This window comes from uncultured Megamonas sp. (genome assembly GCF_958438645.1).
Taxonomy (GTDB): Bacteria; Bacillota; Negativicutes; order Selenomonadales; family Selenomonadaceae; genus Megamonas.
In genome coordinates this window covers 34,030-50,449 of the sequence record NZ_CAUBSM010000006.1, presented here as the reverse complement: position 1 = coordinate 50,449, position 16,420 = coordinate 34,030, and the positions used below count along the sequence as shown (strand labels likewise).

The following is a 16,420-nucleotide window of genomic DNA, read 5'->3' as shown; positions in this document are numbered from 1 at the left end:
ACAGCTATTAACCTCAATAGCTGTTAATCTAATCTTATGAACGGAGGTTTTTTTTATGGAACTCAGTGGAGTACAACTTATAGCTATTTTTATAGTTTCAGCAATAGCTGGTATGGGCAGTGTTCTAGATGAATTTCAGACTCATCGTCCATTGATAGCATGTACATTAGTTGGTGCAATTTTAGGTGATATGACAACAGGCATTATAATTGGTGGTACTTTGGAAATGATTGCACTTGGCTGGATGAATATCGGTGCAGCTATGGCACCAGATGCAGCACTTGCTTCAGTTATTTCCACAATCCTTGTAATTGCAGGTCATCAAAGTATTGGTGCAGGTATTGCTATTGCAATGCCACTTGCAGCAGCAGGTCAAGTATTAACTATTATCTGCCGTACAATAACAGTATTTTTCCAACATAAAGCTGATGGTTTTGCTCAAGAAGGTAATTTAAGAGGTATTGATATTTGCCATTTAGGTGCATTATTACTTCAAGCTTTACGTGTAGCTATTCCATCTTTACTTGTAGCTATGTACATTGGTACAGATGCTGTTCAAGGTTTATTAAATGCAATTCCTCCAGTAATCACAGGTGGTCTTCAAGTTGCTGGTGGTTTCATCGTTGTAGTTGGTTATGCAATGGTTATCAATATGATGAATGCTGGATACTTAATGCCATTCTTCTTCCTCGGCTTTGTTACAGCAGCATTTACAGATTTTAACTTAGTTGCATTTGGTGTAATTGGTCTTGTTTGTGCTATTGTTTACATTCAACTTAGTCCTAAATATCATCAGGTGGCAGCTCCAGCAGCAGCAACTGGTTCTGGTAGTGCTAAGAGCGATTTAGATGATGATCTTGATGATGAATTAGACTAAGAGGAGGTTGAAGACTATGAAAAAATTAAGTTCAAATGATTTATTCTGGACCTTTATTCGTTCGAATTTCCTTCAAGGTTCATGGAATATGGAACGTATGCAAGCACTTGGTTTTTGCTTTGGTATGGTTCCTATTATTAAAAAATTATATGAAGGCGAAGAAAGAAAACAAGCTATTAAAAGACATCTAGAATTTTATAATACACAGCCATTTGTTACAGCTCCAATCATTGGTGTAGTAGCAGCTATGGAAGAACAAAAAGCTAACGGTAAAGATATTCAAGATGGTGTTATCAACGGTATTAAAGTAGGTATGATGGGACCTCTTGCTGGTGTTGGTGACCCAATATTCTGGGGTACACTTCGTCCTATCTGTGCAGCTCTTGGTGCTTCTTTAGCTATGGGCGGTAGCTTACTTGGTCCTATTTTATTCTTTGTATTATTCAATGTAGTACGTTTACTTATTCGTTGGTATGGTATTAAATACGGTTACACTAAAGGTACTGATATTATTCAGGATGTAGCTGGAAATACTCTTCAAAAAATTACAGAAGGTGCTTCTATTTTAGGTTTGTTTGTCATGGGGGCACTGGTAAATAAATGGACAACAGTCAATATTCCAGTAGTTATTTCAGAAGTAACTATGCAAGATGGTAGCGTAGTTACAACTACTATTCAATCTATTTTAGATCAATTGATGCCAGGTCTTGTACCACTCTTATTGACTTTTGCATGTATGAAATTAATGAAGAAAAAAGTCAATGCGATTTGGATCATTTTTGGTTTATTCGCTGTAGGTATTATCGGTTATGGCTTAGGCATTCTTAAATAAGTTCCCCGACCAAAATTAATATAAAAAAATGGTGCTGATAAATTTTATCAGCACCATTTTTATTTATGGTTGTTTATAAAAATATTAAAAAGGATATATTGAATTATTTATGGAAAATATTTAATGTAGGAAGTTTACCAATTAAATTTAATTCAAAAGCATATTGATAAAATAAAGATAAAGCCTGTATTTGTTCTTTTTGTAATTTCCATTGAATTACATGAAGATATTCTTCTAATTGAGAAAAAGAAAATGGTTTATCTATAGCAATTTCATTGATAGCTTGAGTGAGATTATTAAAACCATCAGTGAAACCATTTTGAATGTATTGTTGAATATGCATAGTTTCTAAAGGATATTTTTGAGCGAAATCTTGGCGGACAACCCATACAGCATATACCATACAAAGATTAGTTAATTCTTTCCATTGATTGCCCATATCATAATAATATAGTTCTTTATTTTGATGATATTTTAAGTAAAGGGCATCATCACCAATGAATAATGAAGCTGTAGCATCTTTATCTGGAATTGGATTTTGGGGAGAAACTTTAGCAATGGTATAATTAGGTGTAGCATAATATCTTTTATTCATGATGATTTTTAAAAGACAATGAGATGTCGCTGATTGTGATGTTAGTAAAATTTTATCATTAGTAATTTCATCAATCGGTTTTTTGCTGACTAAAAAAATACTTTGAACATCGCCATTTGCCATGATACTGATATCAGGTAAAATCATTAATTTATCAAAGTTTCGGGCATAAATTATGGAAGATACAGGACTGATATCTAATTTGTTTTGCATGATTGCTTGATTTAAATTAGCAGGGACATCTTTGAATAAATTAAATTTATCACTAGGTTTTTTGGTAAATGTATAGGTTAAGGGAAGACAATTTAAATAATTTATATGACCAACGTTTGGTTTAAGCATGTAGATACCTCTTTTATTGAATTATGAAAATAAAAATATTATATTAAAATGTTGTAAAATATAGGATAATATAATATACTATTATATTATTTTGACAAAAGAAAAACAATAAAGCTTATTTTTTATATTATATATTATATGATTAGATAAATGGAGTATATTGATAGATATGATTTTTTTATAGATATATATACACAGTGAGCAGATTATATGTTAAAATTAATCTGTATATTTAGGCTATTTATAAGTTATTTAATTAAATAATATTATAATATTCATACTAGATTTGGGGAGGAAGTATTGTATATGACAAGAATTAAAGATGCAGTTGAACATATAGCCAAAGCTATAATTGCCCAAAAAGATTATTTAAATATGTTAGATAAAGCTATTGGTGATGGCGACCATGGCAATAATATGGCTATTGGATTTAAAGCTGCTTTAGAAGAAATTGATAATATGAATGATGATGGCAATCCAGCAAAAGTTTTTAAAGCTATTGGCACAGCTTTTTCTGAAAATGTAGGTGGTGCAGCTGGTCCATTGTATGCAGCAGCATTTAATCGTGCAGCTAAAGCTTGTGATGAAAATACATCTTTTACAGTAGATTCTGTAATTAAAGTTTTAGGTGAAGCTATTGAGGCTATCAAAAAACGTGGTCGTGTAGAACCAGGTGAAAAAACAATGTTAGATGTTTTAATTCCTGTACATACAGCTTTTGTAAAAGGAAAGGAAAAAGATTTAACATTATTCCAATGTTTAGGTGAAGCATCAAGAGCAGCTAAGGAAGGTGCTGATTATACACGTACTATTTCTGCAAGCAAAGGTCGTGCAAGTTATTTAGGTATCAGAAGTATTGGCCATCAAGACCCAGGTGCGACATCTTCAATTATTATGGTTAGAGAATTATATAACTTTTTTCAACGTTAATAAATTGTTGATAGTTCATAAGTGTCTACTATGAAATTATATAGTAGACACTTATTTTTTACTGAAAAAAATATAAAAAAAAAATAATCTGATTATTGCAATAAAATGAGCATTATGTTATAATAAAGGCAGAAAGAAAAGCTATAGTGCTTAGAACTTCTTCAGAGTTTTATTAAAAACGAAAAGAATGTGATTATCTAAAATGTAATTTATGGAGAATGAGCAATATAATTATTGTACAGAGGAACTAGAAAATTACTTTGGTATAAGAAACATTCGAAGGGAGTGAGGGTTATAGCGTATTTGCAAAAAGGCTTTAATGAAAGTTGCACTTAGATATCTCGTGCTGTTGAAGAAAGCAAGTTTGTAAAGAAAAACTAGATTTTATAGGTAGTAAGGCATTGCTAGTTAAAGTCTAAATTGATTTATAAGGGTGCACAAAAAGTAACGTTACAAAATTCATAATTTAATTTATCAAAAGTGTATAATACGTATTAGGTGTATTTTAAGTTAGTTAGGGTATAAAGAAAATGTAAAATGGTGTATTTGGAATTAAATGCATATTACACATGTTAGCTGACTGATAAATACAGCAAAGACTTCTAACTTAAGGGAAGATTTGCAAAAAAAAATTAAATAGTGAGGTAATTTGATGTATACACAGTATACTAGATAAAAGGCGATTAGCATGAAGATATGTTAATCGTCTTTTATTTTATTAGGATAAATAAAAAATAAGCATAAAATAAATTTTTATTTTATGCTTATTTAATTAAGTGAAATATTTTATTTTAAACGATATAAATGTTTTTTCTTGCTTAGATATTTAATAGGAGGATTAGTAGATAAAGTTTCTTTTTTTAACGATTTAGTAGTTTTATTATTATGACGGTCTACGCTTAATACTAAGCCAATACTAATCATATTTAAAATTAATGAAGTACCACCATAACTGATAAATGGTAATGGCACACCAACAACGGGAACAAGACCTATAACCATAGCCATATTACCAGTAGCTTGTCCAACAATCAATAAAGTAATGCCGCATACGAGCATTTTACCAAAATTATCTTTAGTGCGTAGAGCAATTTTTATACAATAATAAGCAAGTGCTATTAAGAATAGAAATACGATCAATGTACCTATAAATCCTAATTCCTGACATAATACGGCAAAAGCAAAGTCGGTATGAGATTCTGGAAGATATGAATATTTACTAAAACCATGTCCAAGTCCCATACCAGAGATTTTTCCTGAGCCAATAGCCAAAATGGATTGTACGATTTGATAGCCATCTTCTTGAGCCCTTGACCAAGGGTCATACCAACTTTTAATACGATCTAAACGATATGGTTGGAATGTAGCTAGAAGTATAAATAAAATAATACCTATGCCACACGTTATACCAATCCATTTTTTGGATAAACCAGCAATAAAATACATGATGGTTGGAATACCGATGATGATAAGTGCTGTCCCCATATCTGGTTGAGCTTCAACAAAACCAGCAATTATTAAACATAAAAGAAAGATGATGTTTTTTTGAGGATTTATAGTGATGGGAATTTGTTTGTTTAAACATTGTCCTAAATAAGAGGCACTGATGATAATAGTTACTATTTTGGCAATTTCAGAAGGCTGGAATTGCATAAATCCTAGGGGAAGCCAACGTTTTGATCCATTTACGGTAATACCAAATAGCAATACTGCACTTAAAGATAAAATGGTTAGTATTACTAAAAGTAAAGAATAATTTTGTAATCGTTTGTAATTAAATCTAGATGTTATGGCAAAAGCTATAAAACCAATTAAAAGACTTATTAAATGACGAATTAAAAAGAAATAGGGATTTTCAAAATTGGTATAAGCTGTTATTGAACTAGCACTACAAATATTTATAGTACCTATGATAATCAGGATAAACATGATACAGGTGATAGCTTCCATATCATTTATCCAAAATTTTTGTTTAGTCAGCATTATTTTTTATCCTGTTTAGTAAAAGTTACCTCACAGCGATTGATTTTTTCACCGAAACCGCTAAATTTACGTTCATATTCTGTCATGATATTATCAGCTTGATATTCGCTATTATGAAGGTCAAAAGTAAGTGCATTTACTTTTAAATTAGCGAGTTCAAATTGTTCTAATGAAAAATCAAATAGAGGTCTATTATCAGTCTTAAAGAATAATTCCCCATTATCTTTTAATAATTTACGATATTTTTCTAAAAATCCTACATAAGTTAAACGTCTTTTAGCATGACGAGCTTTTGGCCATGGATCGCAAAAATTGATGTAAAAGCGATCAACTTCATCTTCGGCAAAAATATTTTCAATTTGTTCAATATTAAATACCATTAGGCGAACATTAGTTAAGCCAAGTTCTTTTACTTTTTTAGCAGCATAATATAAGACATCTTGTTGAAGTTCTATGCCAATAAAATTTACATCTGGGTGAAGGGCGGCTGTTTTACTGATAAAATCACCTTTACCAGTGCCGAGTTCTACATAAAGAGGTGCTTGACGATTAAATACTTCATGCCAATGACCTTTTATTTCTTCGGAAGGGCTTTGTCCTTTAGTATATACAAAATCTTTAAAATCTAAAATAGCTTCATCAATCCAAGGTTTTCTTCGTAAACGCAAAATAATTCTCCTTTTTGTTAATATATTCAAAGAATATTTTATCACAAAAGATTTATAAATACATGATTTTTAATTAAAAAGCTTCTGCTCTTTTTTATAATTAAGAACAGAAGCTTTTAGAAGATAAATTTAAAATAAAAGGTGACTTTCAACGATCATACGGATACCCAATAAGAATAGAGAAATGCAAAGAAGTAAAATTATACTGCGAGGTTTTGTTTTTTTAGATAATCTAGCTCCGATTTGTGCTCCGAAAATAGCACCAATACCGACAGCAAGAGCAGGTATCCAAACAATATGATTTAAGAAAATATGAGAAGTGACACCCATAAATGATGATACGGCTAATACAAAATGAGATGTGGCAGTTGCCATATGTGGAGGAAAGGCAAGTGCATAGATCATCACTGGAACATGGATAATGCCACCACCAATACCGAAAATACTAGAAATAAAACCGACAAACATACTTAAGATGATACCAATTTTTTTGCGGGCAATAAATAAATTTTCATCAAATTTTAAAGCAATCGCTTTTTTATTGGAAGAGTTCCAATACATTATAGCAGCGATAATTAAGATGAAAATACCATAACTCAAACTAAATGTTGGGCCTGTAAAATAATCACTGACGAGACTACCTAAAATAGCTCCTGGTAATGTAGCAATAGCAAAAGGAATTGCGGCTTTAAAATAAACACGATGTTGTCGTATATAAGCATATGTTCCCGAAAGTGCATTTAAAAATACACCAAATAATGAAGTACCGATAATTTCAGGAGCGGAATGAAAAATAGAAGGAGTTAAAGCAAATGTAAAAAGTGGTATCATGATTAAACCACCACCGATACCGATTAAAGTACCAAATGTACCAACACCGATACCAACGACAAATAAGACAAGTATTTCAATCATAAAAAAACCTTACTTTCATGTTTTATAATTTATTATATTTTATTCAATGAATCCAAAATGTTTAGCAACTAATTCGTAGGCAGGCACAGAAATATTTTTAGCTTTTGCCATGCGAACAACTTCAAAAATAAGACCATCAATTTCTGATTGACTGCCTTTTTGTAAATCTTTTTGCATAGAAGCAGTAGTATCTGGCGTCATAGCATTTAATGTTTTTAAATTTATATCAATTGAATTAGTAGGAATATTGATATTGTAGGCTTGGGCAAGATTAATGCAATCTTTAGTCAAGGCGATAAATAAATCTTGTTCTTTGCCAGGTTTTTGCATGACACCTGCAGGTATATCAAAATATGCTCCGCAACTAGCATAAGGAGAAATTAAAACAAATTTGCGGAAAGTGTCATCAGCGATATTTTCGGATAAAACTACGGAAATATCACTATTTTTTAAATCTGTGGCGATTTGTTCTAATTTAGGTTTTAATGGACTTTGACCGCGTGTGCCGAAGACAATGCGGAAAATTTTACCTTTTTGTGTGATTTCTCCAGGAGCTGAAATATATGCTACGATATAGATACAGCCTTCAATAACATTTGTATGAGGTAATTTTTTAGCCAATTTATATCCTGTACCATAAATATTTAATATAGGAATAATAATGGTATTTTCATCACTGATTTTGGCTAATAAAGGAATGATGTCTTCAAGGGCATATCCTTTGACAGCGATAAAAATTACGTCTGGTTTTTCATTTGATTGGATATATTCTTCAGTGGTCATAGCTTTAACTGGTTTTAAATTAAATGGAGCTATTCTATCGGATTTGATCGTAAGACCTTTTTCATGGATAGCCTGAAGATGTTTTCCTCTAGCAATGAAAGTTACATCATGGCCTTTTTTTGCTAAAAAACTGCCAATACATGCACCAGTACCTCCTGTACCGACGATTAGGTATTTCAAGAAAATCCCTCCTTAAATATGATATAGTTATTATAACAAAGTATAAGGGATTTTTCTTAATAAAATGAGAAAGTGAGATAAATAATATGACAGAAATTGATTATGTAAAAATTTTTAAGGCTTTATCTGATGAAATGAGATTAAAAATTTTACAAGAAATAGCGAAACATGAAGAAATCTGTGTTTGTAAATTAATGGAAGAATTCGCAATAGCACAGAGTAAATTATCTTATCATTTAAAATTATTGTTAGATGCGAATTTAATAAAAGTAAAGCCTCAAGGTAAGTGGAATTTTTATAGTATAAATCATGTTTTATTAAAATGTATATTTACTGAAGAGATGATTTCTTTGTTAAAAAAATAAAATAACTTGTCATATCAAAAATTTTTGATATAATATTCATATCAAAAAAAATTGATATGAGGTGGTATGATGTTTGATTTTTTTATTGAACAGATATTAGGAATGAAGTGGTTAAGTGATTTAGTTTGGTTTGTATTAATAAATTATTTCCATGCAGACCAAAATTCAAATTGGTGGTCAAGTGCTCATTTCTTCTTTTATGACACGATAAAGATAACTATTTTATTAGTAACTTTAATTTATTTGATATCATATATTCAGTCGTATTTTCCACCAGAAAAGACAAAAAGAATTTTGACACATTTTGATGGTTTTACTGGGAACATAATTGCAGCACTACTTGGAACTGTAACGCCATTTTGTTCTTGTTCAAGTGTGCCTATTTTTATAGGTTTTACTAGAGCGGGATTACCTGTGGGCATGACTTTTTCTTTTTTGATATCTTCTCCTATGGTAGATGTGGCATCTATGCTTATGTTGATGTCATTTTTTGGACCTGAATTTGCTATTTTTTATACAGTTGTAGGCGTAATATTAGCTGTTGTTGGCGGTAAAGTCTTATCGATAATGAAGGTTGAAAGATATTTGAAAAAATATGATGGAGCAATTAGAGATTTTTATGCTGAATCAGAGTATTTTAATCAAAGACAAAGATTAAATTATGCTTTAAATGATACTAAAATTATCGTGAGAAAAGTTTTTCCTTATGTATTATTGGGCGTATTAATAGGTGCAGTAATTCATAATTGGATACCACAAGAATTTATTTTAAGTATTTTGGGAGATAATAATCCTTTTGCTGTTATTTTAGCTACAATTATTGGCATACCTATTTATGCTGATATATTTGGAACTTTGCCAATCGCTGAAGCTTTGTATTTAGTAGGTGTGCCAGCTGGTACGATTTTAGCATTGATGATGGCGATAACAGCTTTATCACTTCCATCACTTATTATGCTCAGCCAAGTATTGCAAAGAAAATTATTGTTTTTATTTATAGGTATTGTAAGTATAGGGATTATTTTTGTAGGCTATATTTTTAATTTTGTATTTTAAGATAGAGGTGTAAAATTTGTTAAAAGTAGCATTTATTTGTGTGCATAATTCTTGTAGATCCCAAATGGCAGAAGCTATAGCTAAAGAAATGGGAAAAGATGTATTTGAAGCTTTTTCTGCCGGGACACAGTTAAAAAGTCAAATAAATCCTGATGCAGTTCGCATTATGGAGTCATTAGGTTATGGTGATATAACAAAGGTGCAAAAACCTAAATTATTGCAGGAGCTGCCAGAAATTGATGTTGTTATAACTATGGGTTGCAATGTAGCTTGCCCTACGATTAAATGTAAATATCGTGAGGATTGGGGACTACAAGATCCTACAGGAAAATCTGATGAAGAATTTTTAAAAATCGTTGAACAGATAAAAGCAAAAATGAATGATTTAATCATGAAAATCAAAAATAAAGAAATCTAAAATAAAAGGCACTATAGATATCTTTCTATAGTGCCTTTTGCTTATACATATTAAAAATTAACCACGAAGATTTGCATTGAAATCTTTTTGAAGTTTAGCTACAATTTTTTCAATTGCAGGATCAATTTCAGCATCAGTTAATGTTTTATCATTGGATTGGAAAGTCAAGGAGAATGCTAAGCTTTTCTTGCCTTCTTCAACTTGTTTACCAGTATAAACATCAAATAAAGTGATTTGAGTGAGATTTTGACCTGCAGCTTTAGTCATAGCTTTTTCGATATCAGCAGCATTTACATCAATATCCACTAGCATTGCAAGGTCACGGCTAGTTGCTGGATATTTTGGTAATGCTTTATATTTTAAGTCTTTAGCCATGTATTTCATAACAGTAGTAGCGTCAAGTTCAAAGATATATACAGGTTTTGTAATACCATAAGCAGAAAGTACAGCAGGATGAACTTCACCAACTGTTGCGATTACATCGCGACCTTTTTTGAAGAGAGCAGTTTTGCCTGGGTGCATAGCGTAGTGTGTACCAGCTTCAACTGTATAACGAGTTACACGAAGATTTGCAAGTAATTCTTCAATAATGCCTTTAGCATCGTAGAAGTCTACCATATCATTTGTTTGGTTCCAGCCCTGAGCATGGCGACGACCAGTGATAGCACCTGCAATTTTTACAACTTCATCAGGAAGTTCTGTTACAGGAAGAGCTTTAGGGAAGAATACAGAGCCTACTTCAAATAAAGCTACATCATCATTTTTGCGGGCAAGATTGCGAGCAAGATTATCAAAAATACTGCTGAGCAATGTTGTGCGAACGAGAGGATATTCATCAGAAAGTGGATTCATGATAGGTACAGCTTTACGAAGAGGGCTATCTTGTGGAACATTTAATTTATTGAAAGTTTCTTCATTAGTTAAAGCAAAGGAAATTGTTTCATAAAGTCCTTGGCTAGATAAGGAAGCTTTTACTTTATCAATAAATGTTTGTTTTGCAGATTGAGTTCCCTGCATAGATGCTCCACTTGGAAGTGTGGAATTGATTTTATCAAAACCGTATAGACGGGCAATTTCTTCAGAAATATCAGCCATACGAGTTACATCATTTCTCCAAGATGGAACTTTAACTGTAATTTCATCGTTTTCATCTTTAGTGATGTCAAAACCAACACTTGTGATGATATCGATCATAACATCTTTGGATATATCAGTACCAAGATGTCTATTGATTTGTTCTGGTGTGAATGTAACATAAACAGGCTGTTTTGGATTTGGATATACGTCTACAATTCCTTCACAAACGGAGCAAGCACCCATTTCTTGAAGTAATTGAGCAGCTCTATTTAAAGCTTTGATAGTAGTTTCACTATCAATACCGCGTTCAAAGCGACCAGAAGCTTCAGAAGAAAGACCGCAAGCACGAGCAGTTCTACGGATACATGGACCATAAAAATCTGCAGATTCTAATACTACAGTAGTAGTAGTGTCTGTGATTTCTGTTTCAAAACCACCCATGATACCAGCAAGACCAGCAGCTTTTTCGCTATCAGCGATAACGAGCATTTCGCCTTTTGCTTTGCGAGAAGTATCATCAAGAGTATGAAGTTCTTCACCTTCAATGGCACGACGAGCAATTAATTTTTTGCCTGTGATTTTATCATAATCATAAGCATGCATAGGATGACCAAGTTCAATCATAACGAAGTTTGTAACGTCAACTACATTATTGATGGAACGAATGCCAGCACCTTCAAGACGTTGTTGCATCCATTCAGGAGATGGGCCGATTTTTACATTTTTAAGCATACGTGTAGAGAAACGAGAGCATAAATCAGGGTCTGCGATTTCTACAGAGAAGATATCGTTTAATTTAGTATTATCATCTTCATTAACTTTGATTTCAGGAAAATGTGGTTTGTTGCCAGTGATAGCAGCAATTTCACGAACAAGACCGAAAACACTGAAGCAGTCTGCACGGTTAGCTGTAAGTTCAAATTCCAATACAACATCATTTAAACCTAATACATCTTTAGCAGGAATACCTACAGGAGTATCACTAGGTAAAATGAAGATACCAGTTTTTTGTTCTTCAGGTAATTTTTCAAGGTCGAGTTTTAATTCTTGAGCGGAGCAAAGCATACCATTAGAAGCTACGCCACGAAGTTTACCTTTGGAGATTTTCATGCCGTTTGGCAAATGAGCACCTACCATAGCTACAGGAACAACTTGTCCTTCGGCTACGTTTTGAGCACCTGTTACAATGATGATATTTTCAGCAAGACCAACATTCATAGTGCAGATTTGTAAGTGGTCAGAGTTTTGATGTGGTTCAAGTTTTTCGATGCGACCAGTTACAACTTTTTCTAAACCTTCGCCAGGGTCTACAACATTTTCTACAGGAATACCAGCCATTGTGAGTTTATCAGCAAGCTGCTCTGGAGTTTCAGTAAAATCTATATAATCTTTAAGCCATTTAATAGAAACTTGCATTAAATATAATCCTCCTTAATATTAGAACTGACGTAAGAAACGTACATCATTATCATAGAATAAACGTAAATCATCAATGCCATAAGCGAGCATAGCAATACGTTCAACACCCATACCGAAAGCAAAACCGCTAACTTGTTTAGGGTCATAACCACTCATTTCAAGTACATGAGGATGAACCATACCTGCACCTAAGATTTCAAGCCAGCCAGTGCCTTTACATACACGGCAACCTTTACCTTTACACATAACGCAGGAAATATCTACTTCTGCACTTGGTTCAGTGAATGGGAAGAAGCTAGGACGGAAACGAACTTTTACATCTTCGCCGAACATTTGTTGTAAGAAAGTAACAAGTGTGCCTTTGAGGTCAGCAAAGCTGATATTTTTGTCAATGCAAAGACCTTCAACTTGAGTAAACATTGGGGAATGTGTAGCATCATAATCATCACGGCGATATACATGACCAGGAGCAATGATGCGGATTGGGCTATTTGGTTCATGAGCTTGCATTGTGCGAGCCTGTACAGGAGAAGTCTGACTTCTAAGTAAGATATCTTCTGTGATATAGAAAGAGTCTTGCATATCACGAGCTGGGTGATCTTTTGGAAGATTTAAAGCTTCAAAGTTGAAATAATCAGATTCAATTTGAGGACCTTCTGCGATGGAATAACCCATGCTAGTGAAGATATTTTTTATATTATTTAATGTAACAGTCAAAGGATGAAGATGTCCTAAGCTTTGACGACGACCAGGAAGAGTAACATCAATTTTTTCTGTAGCTAAACGATTTGCAAGTTCAGCTGCTTTTAATTCTTCTTGTTTCGCTGCGATTGCAGTTTCTAATTCTTTACGAGTTGTATTTACCATTTGACCAACTACAGGACGTTGTTCAGGGCTTAATTTACCCATACCACGTAAAATGCTAGTCAAAGAGCCTTTTTTACCAAGATATTTTACACGCACATCATTTAGTGCATTGAGATTAGAAGCACTATTAATATCATTAATCGCTTCTTGTTGTAAACTTTTGAGTTCTTGTTCCATGATTTCACTCCTACAAAATTTTAACAAAAAATAAAAGCTCTCACCCCATGAAGGGGCGAAAGCTTGTTTCGCGGTACCACCCTAATTGATACTTAAAAGCATTAACGCTGCCAGACGCTATGACTACTTATTTTCACCATAGAAGCTCCAAAGTGAACTTCAATTAAATTTTCTTTTATTGTTCTCAGCCTAGACAATATTTTCTGTAAAAGAAATCTTAATTTACTCTCTTTATCATCGCTTAGTTATATTACAATTTTACAGTGAAAAGTATATCATAAAAATTTATTAAAAACAAGATTGAGCAAATATTGAAGATTTTTATAAAAAAATAATTTTAATTTATGTTATTTTTATGTATTTTAGGGGCGATTTTGCGAATTATGGCATTTATAAAAAACAAATTAGAGATATAAAATACAATAAAGTATATGAAAACTAGCATTATTGTAAAAATCTCTAAAAAATAGAATGGATTTTGAAACGGAAAAATAATAGCGATAGAATATAGTCAAAGATAAAACGTTAGAAAAATAAGAATATTTATAAATTATAAAAGAGGTGCGGGAATTATGTTTGATGAAGGTAAAATCGTTATTATTGGTGCTAGTAATGTTGGTACAGCAGTGTTGAATAAAATTGCAGATTTCGGTTTAGCATCAGAAGTTGTATTAATTGATATTAACGAGAAAAAATGCATGGGTGAATCTTTGGATACAAGTCATGCTACAGCTTGCATTAGCAGTCATAATATCTATATTCATGAAGGCGATTATGAAGATTGCAAAGATGCTAGTATGATTATTATCACAGCTGGTCCAAGTATAAAACCAGGAGAAACACCTGATAGATTAATTTTAACTAAGACGAATTGTAAAATCATGGATAGTGTAATGTCGCAAATCGTTCGTTATACAAAAGACGCAATTATTTTAGTAGTAACTAATCCTTTAGATGTAGCTACTTATTATGTATCTGCTAATTTTGATTATCCAAGAGAAAAGATAATTGGTACAGGTACTTTATTAGAAACTTTCCGCTTACGTAGAATTTTGGCTGATTATTATCATTTAGACCCAAAACTTGTACATGGCTATGTATTAGGTGAACATGGCAATTCTGGTTTTGTGGCATGGAGTACAGTGGACATTGCAAGTTTAGGTTTAGGCAATATGGATGAATTTTTTTATCGTGATTATAAATTAAATAAAGGTATGATTGAACAAAAAATCATGCAAGTTGTATATGATGTAATTAATTTAAAAGGTTGTACAAATACAGGTATTGCTATGGTAGCTTGTCGTTTTATTAAAGCTATAAAATATAATGAATATACAATTTTACCAATGTCATCTATTTTAACTGGTGAATATGGCATTCATGATGTGGCTTTGAGCTTGCCTTGTATGCTTAATAACACAGGAATTATCAAGAAATTTACACCAAAATTAACTGATGAAGAAGTAGGTAAAATGATAGCTTCTGCTAAAAGTGTAAAATTTGCTATGAAAGCTATTGAGAAAAAGACAGAAGCTGTAGCTTAAATACAATTAGATAATTTATAAATATTTATTTTAATAGCGAGGTTTTTATTTAAGTAGAAAATCTCGCTATTTTTATAGGTTTAAATTTTAAAGATAAGGTCGTGTTTTAATTGTTATGATAAGAAAGGAATAGTATTATGAATACTTTGACCAATGTAAAAAAATCACAGGGAATAATGATGTTTATTATCTTGTTATTATCGTATATAGTATTTGCTTCAAATTGGGTAGCAGGTTCAAATTTATCTGAAAAGATTGTATATCATTATTTTAATGGTGAACAAGTATCGCCAATGGTTTCAGAAGTTATAAATTATACGATAACGATTGCTCGAATTTTTGCAAACTTAGTCGCAGCGTATATTTTATTGAAATTAAATCCGCGAAAGGCAAGTATTGTAGCATTAGTATTACTTTGTTTTTCTTTTGTTGCTGTATTTGCTACAAATTATTGGCTATATACTATTGCGCGTATGATTATGGCATTAGGCGGTTCTATGATAATGGTATATATGAATACTGTAGTAGCTAGATTTATAGCTAATGATGAAAAAATTATAGCAAGTGCGCTAGTTACAGCTTCGTATAATATTGGTGCAGGTTTAGTAGCTATTATTTTCTTTTTATATAAAGATGTGGTTATTAGTGATTGGCAACATACAATGTATGTATTTAGCTTATTTAGTATTTTGCTTTTAGTTTTATGGACTATGTTAGCAAAGGATTTTTCACCTAATGATGAGAATACACATCATCAAGAGGAATATAAATATAAAGATGCATTGACAGATAAATTTGTTTATTGTTTTTCTATGGGCTTTGGCGGTTTTTTATTTTTATATGTAATGTCTTTAGTATCTATACCTGTAAAATTAGTTGCACAGGTCAATAATGGTTTTAATGCTGAATTTATGATATTGGCAATTACTATGGGTGGTATAGTGGGGACTTTATTTAGCATTTTAATTGGCAAAGTACCTTTTGAGCGTAAGCCATTTTTATTAGTTCATGGTATTATGATGATTATTGCTATGGCTTTAGGTTTGTATATGGCATATATAAATCCAGGATTAGCATACTTTTTATTTGCGATTGGCGGATTTGTGATGTTTTCTCAGTATTCTGTGTATCTGAATTTTCCTCATGAATTGCCAAATATGAACCCACGTAAACTAACTATTATGTTCGGTGTGTTTTGGGCATTGGGCTATACTATTTATACTGTATTGAATTTTATTTGGAGCATTATACTTTCATATTATGGTTGGGATTTATCCATGGTATTTTATATTGTATGTAGTTGCATATATATAATTTTTGTATTTACATTCCCTGCTTTAAAAGTTCAGACGAAAAGGGCAATTTCTTAAGCTTAGATGAGCTTTATATAGT

15 protein-coding genes and 1 other annotated feature are annotated in these 16,420 nt (G+C 32.0%); of the genes, 8 read left to right on the top strand and 7 right to left on the bottom strand.

All coding sequences use genetic code 11. The features are described from left to right. Positions 1-55 precede the first annotated feature (55 nt). Both Q5I67_RS06365 and manZ read left to right on the top strand, forming a co-directional pair. Positions 56-877, top strand: a complete 822-nt coding sequence (locus Q5I67_RS06365; protein WP_302486757.1) for a PTS mannose/fructose/sorbose transporter subunit IIC — start codon at positions 56-58, stop codon at positions 875-877. A gap of 16 nt (positions 878-893) precedes the next feature. Further along, entirely contained in the window at positions 894-1,709 is an 816-nt protein-coding gene (manZ, locus tag Q5I67_RS06360) for a PTS mannose transporter subunit IID (protein WP_302486756.1), read from the top strand. Positions 1,710-1,812: 103 nt separating this feature from the next. On the opposite strand, the gene Q5I67_RS06355 is transcribed toward manZ, so the two are convergent. Continuing rightward, positions 1,813-2,646: a menaquinone biosynthesis protein gene (locus Q5I67_RS06355; protein ID WP_302486755.1), complete on the bottom strand. Its 834-nt coding sequence runs from the start codon at positions 2,644-2,646 to the stop codon at positions 1,813-1,815. Between the two features lie 306 nt (positions 2,647-2,952). On the opposite strand from Q5I67_RS06355, the gene dhaL reads away from it, so the two are divergent. Then, a complete protein-coding gene (gene dhaL / locus Q5I67_RS06350) occupies positions 2,953-3,576 on the top strand; it encodes a dihydroxyacetone kinase subunit DhaL (RefSeq protein ID WP_302486754.1) in 624 nt (207 codons plus the stop codon). A gap of 786 nt (positions 3,577-4,362) precedes the next feature. Here the strand turns inward: dhaL and ftsW are convergent. From ftsW to Q5I67_RS06330, 4 genes are all read right to left on the bottom strand, one after another. Continuing rightward, complete coding sequence (ftsW, locus tag Q5I67_RS06345) at positions 4,363-5,559, bottom strand: putative lipid II flippase FtsW (protein WP_296895910.1); 1,197 nt, start codon at positions 5,557-5,559, stop codon at positions 4,363-4,365. Beyond that, positions 5,559-6,227 carry a tRNA (guanosine(46)-N7)-methyltransferase TrmB gene (gene trmB, locus Q5I67_RS06340; RefSeq protein ID WP_302486753.1) on the bottom strand — a complete coding sequence of 223 codons (669 nt, stop codon included), beginning with the start codon at positions 6,225-6,227 and terminating at the stop codon, positions 5,559-5,561. The genes ftsW and trmB overlap by 1 nt, the downstream gene beginning before the upstream one ends. Before the next feature lie 129 nt (positions 6,228-6,356). Beyond that, positions 6,357-7,142 (bottom strand): sulfite exporter TauE/SafE family protein, encoded by a 786-nt coding sequence (locus Q5I67_RS06335; RefSeq protein WP_296895914.1) that lies wholly within the window; start codon positions 7,140-7,142, stop codon positions 6,357-6,359. A gap of 39 nt (positions 7,143-7,181) precedes the next feature. Then, entirely contained in the window at positions 7,182-8,105 is a 924-nt protein-coding gene (locus tag Q5I67_RS06330; protein WP_302486752.1) for a ketopantoate reductase family protein, read from the bottom strand. An 86-nt stretch (positions 8,106-8,191) separates the two neighbouring features. Here Q5I67_RS06330 and Q5I67_RS06325 point away from each other — a divergent pair, with 86 nt between their 5' ends. The 3 genes from Q5I67_RS06325 (at position 8,192) to Q5I67_RS06315 (ending at position 9,944) form a co-directional block, all read left to right on the top strand. After that, positions 8,192-8,470: a helix-turn-helix transcriptional regulator gene (locus tag Q5I67_RS06325; protein WP_302486751.1), complete on the top strand. Its 279-nt coding sequence runs from the start codon at positions 8,192-8,194 to the stop codon at positions 8,468-8,470. 69 nt (positions 8,471-8,539) lie between these two features. Further along, positions 8,540-9,526, top strand: a complete 987-nt coding sequence (locus Q5I67_RS06320; RefSeq protein WP_302486750.1) for a permease — start codon at positions 8,540-8,542, stop codon at positions 9,524-9,526. Positions 9,527-9,542: 16 nt separating this feature from the next. After that, positions 9,543-9,944, top strand: coding sequence for an arsenate reductase ArsC (locus tag Q5I67_RS06315; protein WP_302486749.1), 402 nt, complete (start codon positions 9,543-9,545; stop codon positions 9,942-9,944). Positions 9,945-10,001: 57 nt separating this feature from the next. On the opposite strand, the gene pheT is transcribed toward Q5I67_RS06315, so the two are convergent. After that, entirely contained in the window at positions 10,002-12,437 is a 2,436-nt protein-coding gene (gene pheT, locus Q5I67_RS06310) for a phenylalanine--tRNA ligase subunit beta (RefSeq protein WP_302486748.1), read from the bottom strand. A gap of 21 nt (positions 12,438-12,458) precedes the next feature. Continuing rightward, positions 12,459-13,484 carry a phenylalanine--tRNA ligase subunit alpha gene (pheS, locus tag Q5I67_RS06305; protein WP_302486747.1) on the bottom strand — a complete coding sequence of 342 codons (1,026 nt, stop codon included), beginning with the start codon at positions 13,482-13,484 and terminating at the stop codon, positions 12,459-12,461. A gap of 48 nt (positions 13,485-13,532) precedes the next feature. Then, positions 13,533-13,731: a binding site (T-box leader), on the bottom strand. A gap of 325 nt (positions 13,732-14,056) precedes the next feature. Between pheS and Q5I67_RS06300 the strand changes: the two genes are divergently transcribed. Together Q5I67_RS06300 and Q5I67_RS06295 are read left to right on the top strand one after the other, a co-directional pair. Further along, positions 14,057-15,028 carry an L-lactate dehydrogenase gene (locus Q5I67_RS06300; protein WP_302486746.1) on the top strand — a complete coding sequence of 324 codons (972 nt, stop codon included), beginning with the start codon at positions 14,057-14,059 and terminating at the stop codon, positions 15,026-15,028. Positions 15,029-15,165: 137 nt separating this feature from the next. After that, the gene (locus Q5I67_RS06295; protein WP_204965309.1) at positions 15,166-16,398 is read left to right on the top strand and encodes an MFS transporter; all 1,233 of its coding nucleotides are present in this window, start codon (positions 15,166-15,168) and stop codon (positions 16,396-16,398) included. Positions 16,399-16,420 lie beyond the last annotated feature (22 nt).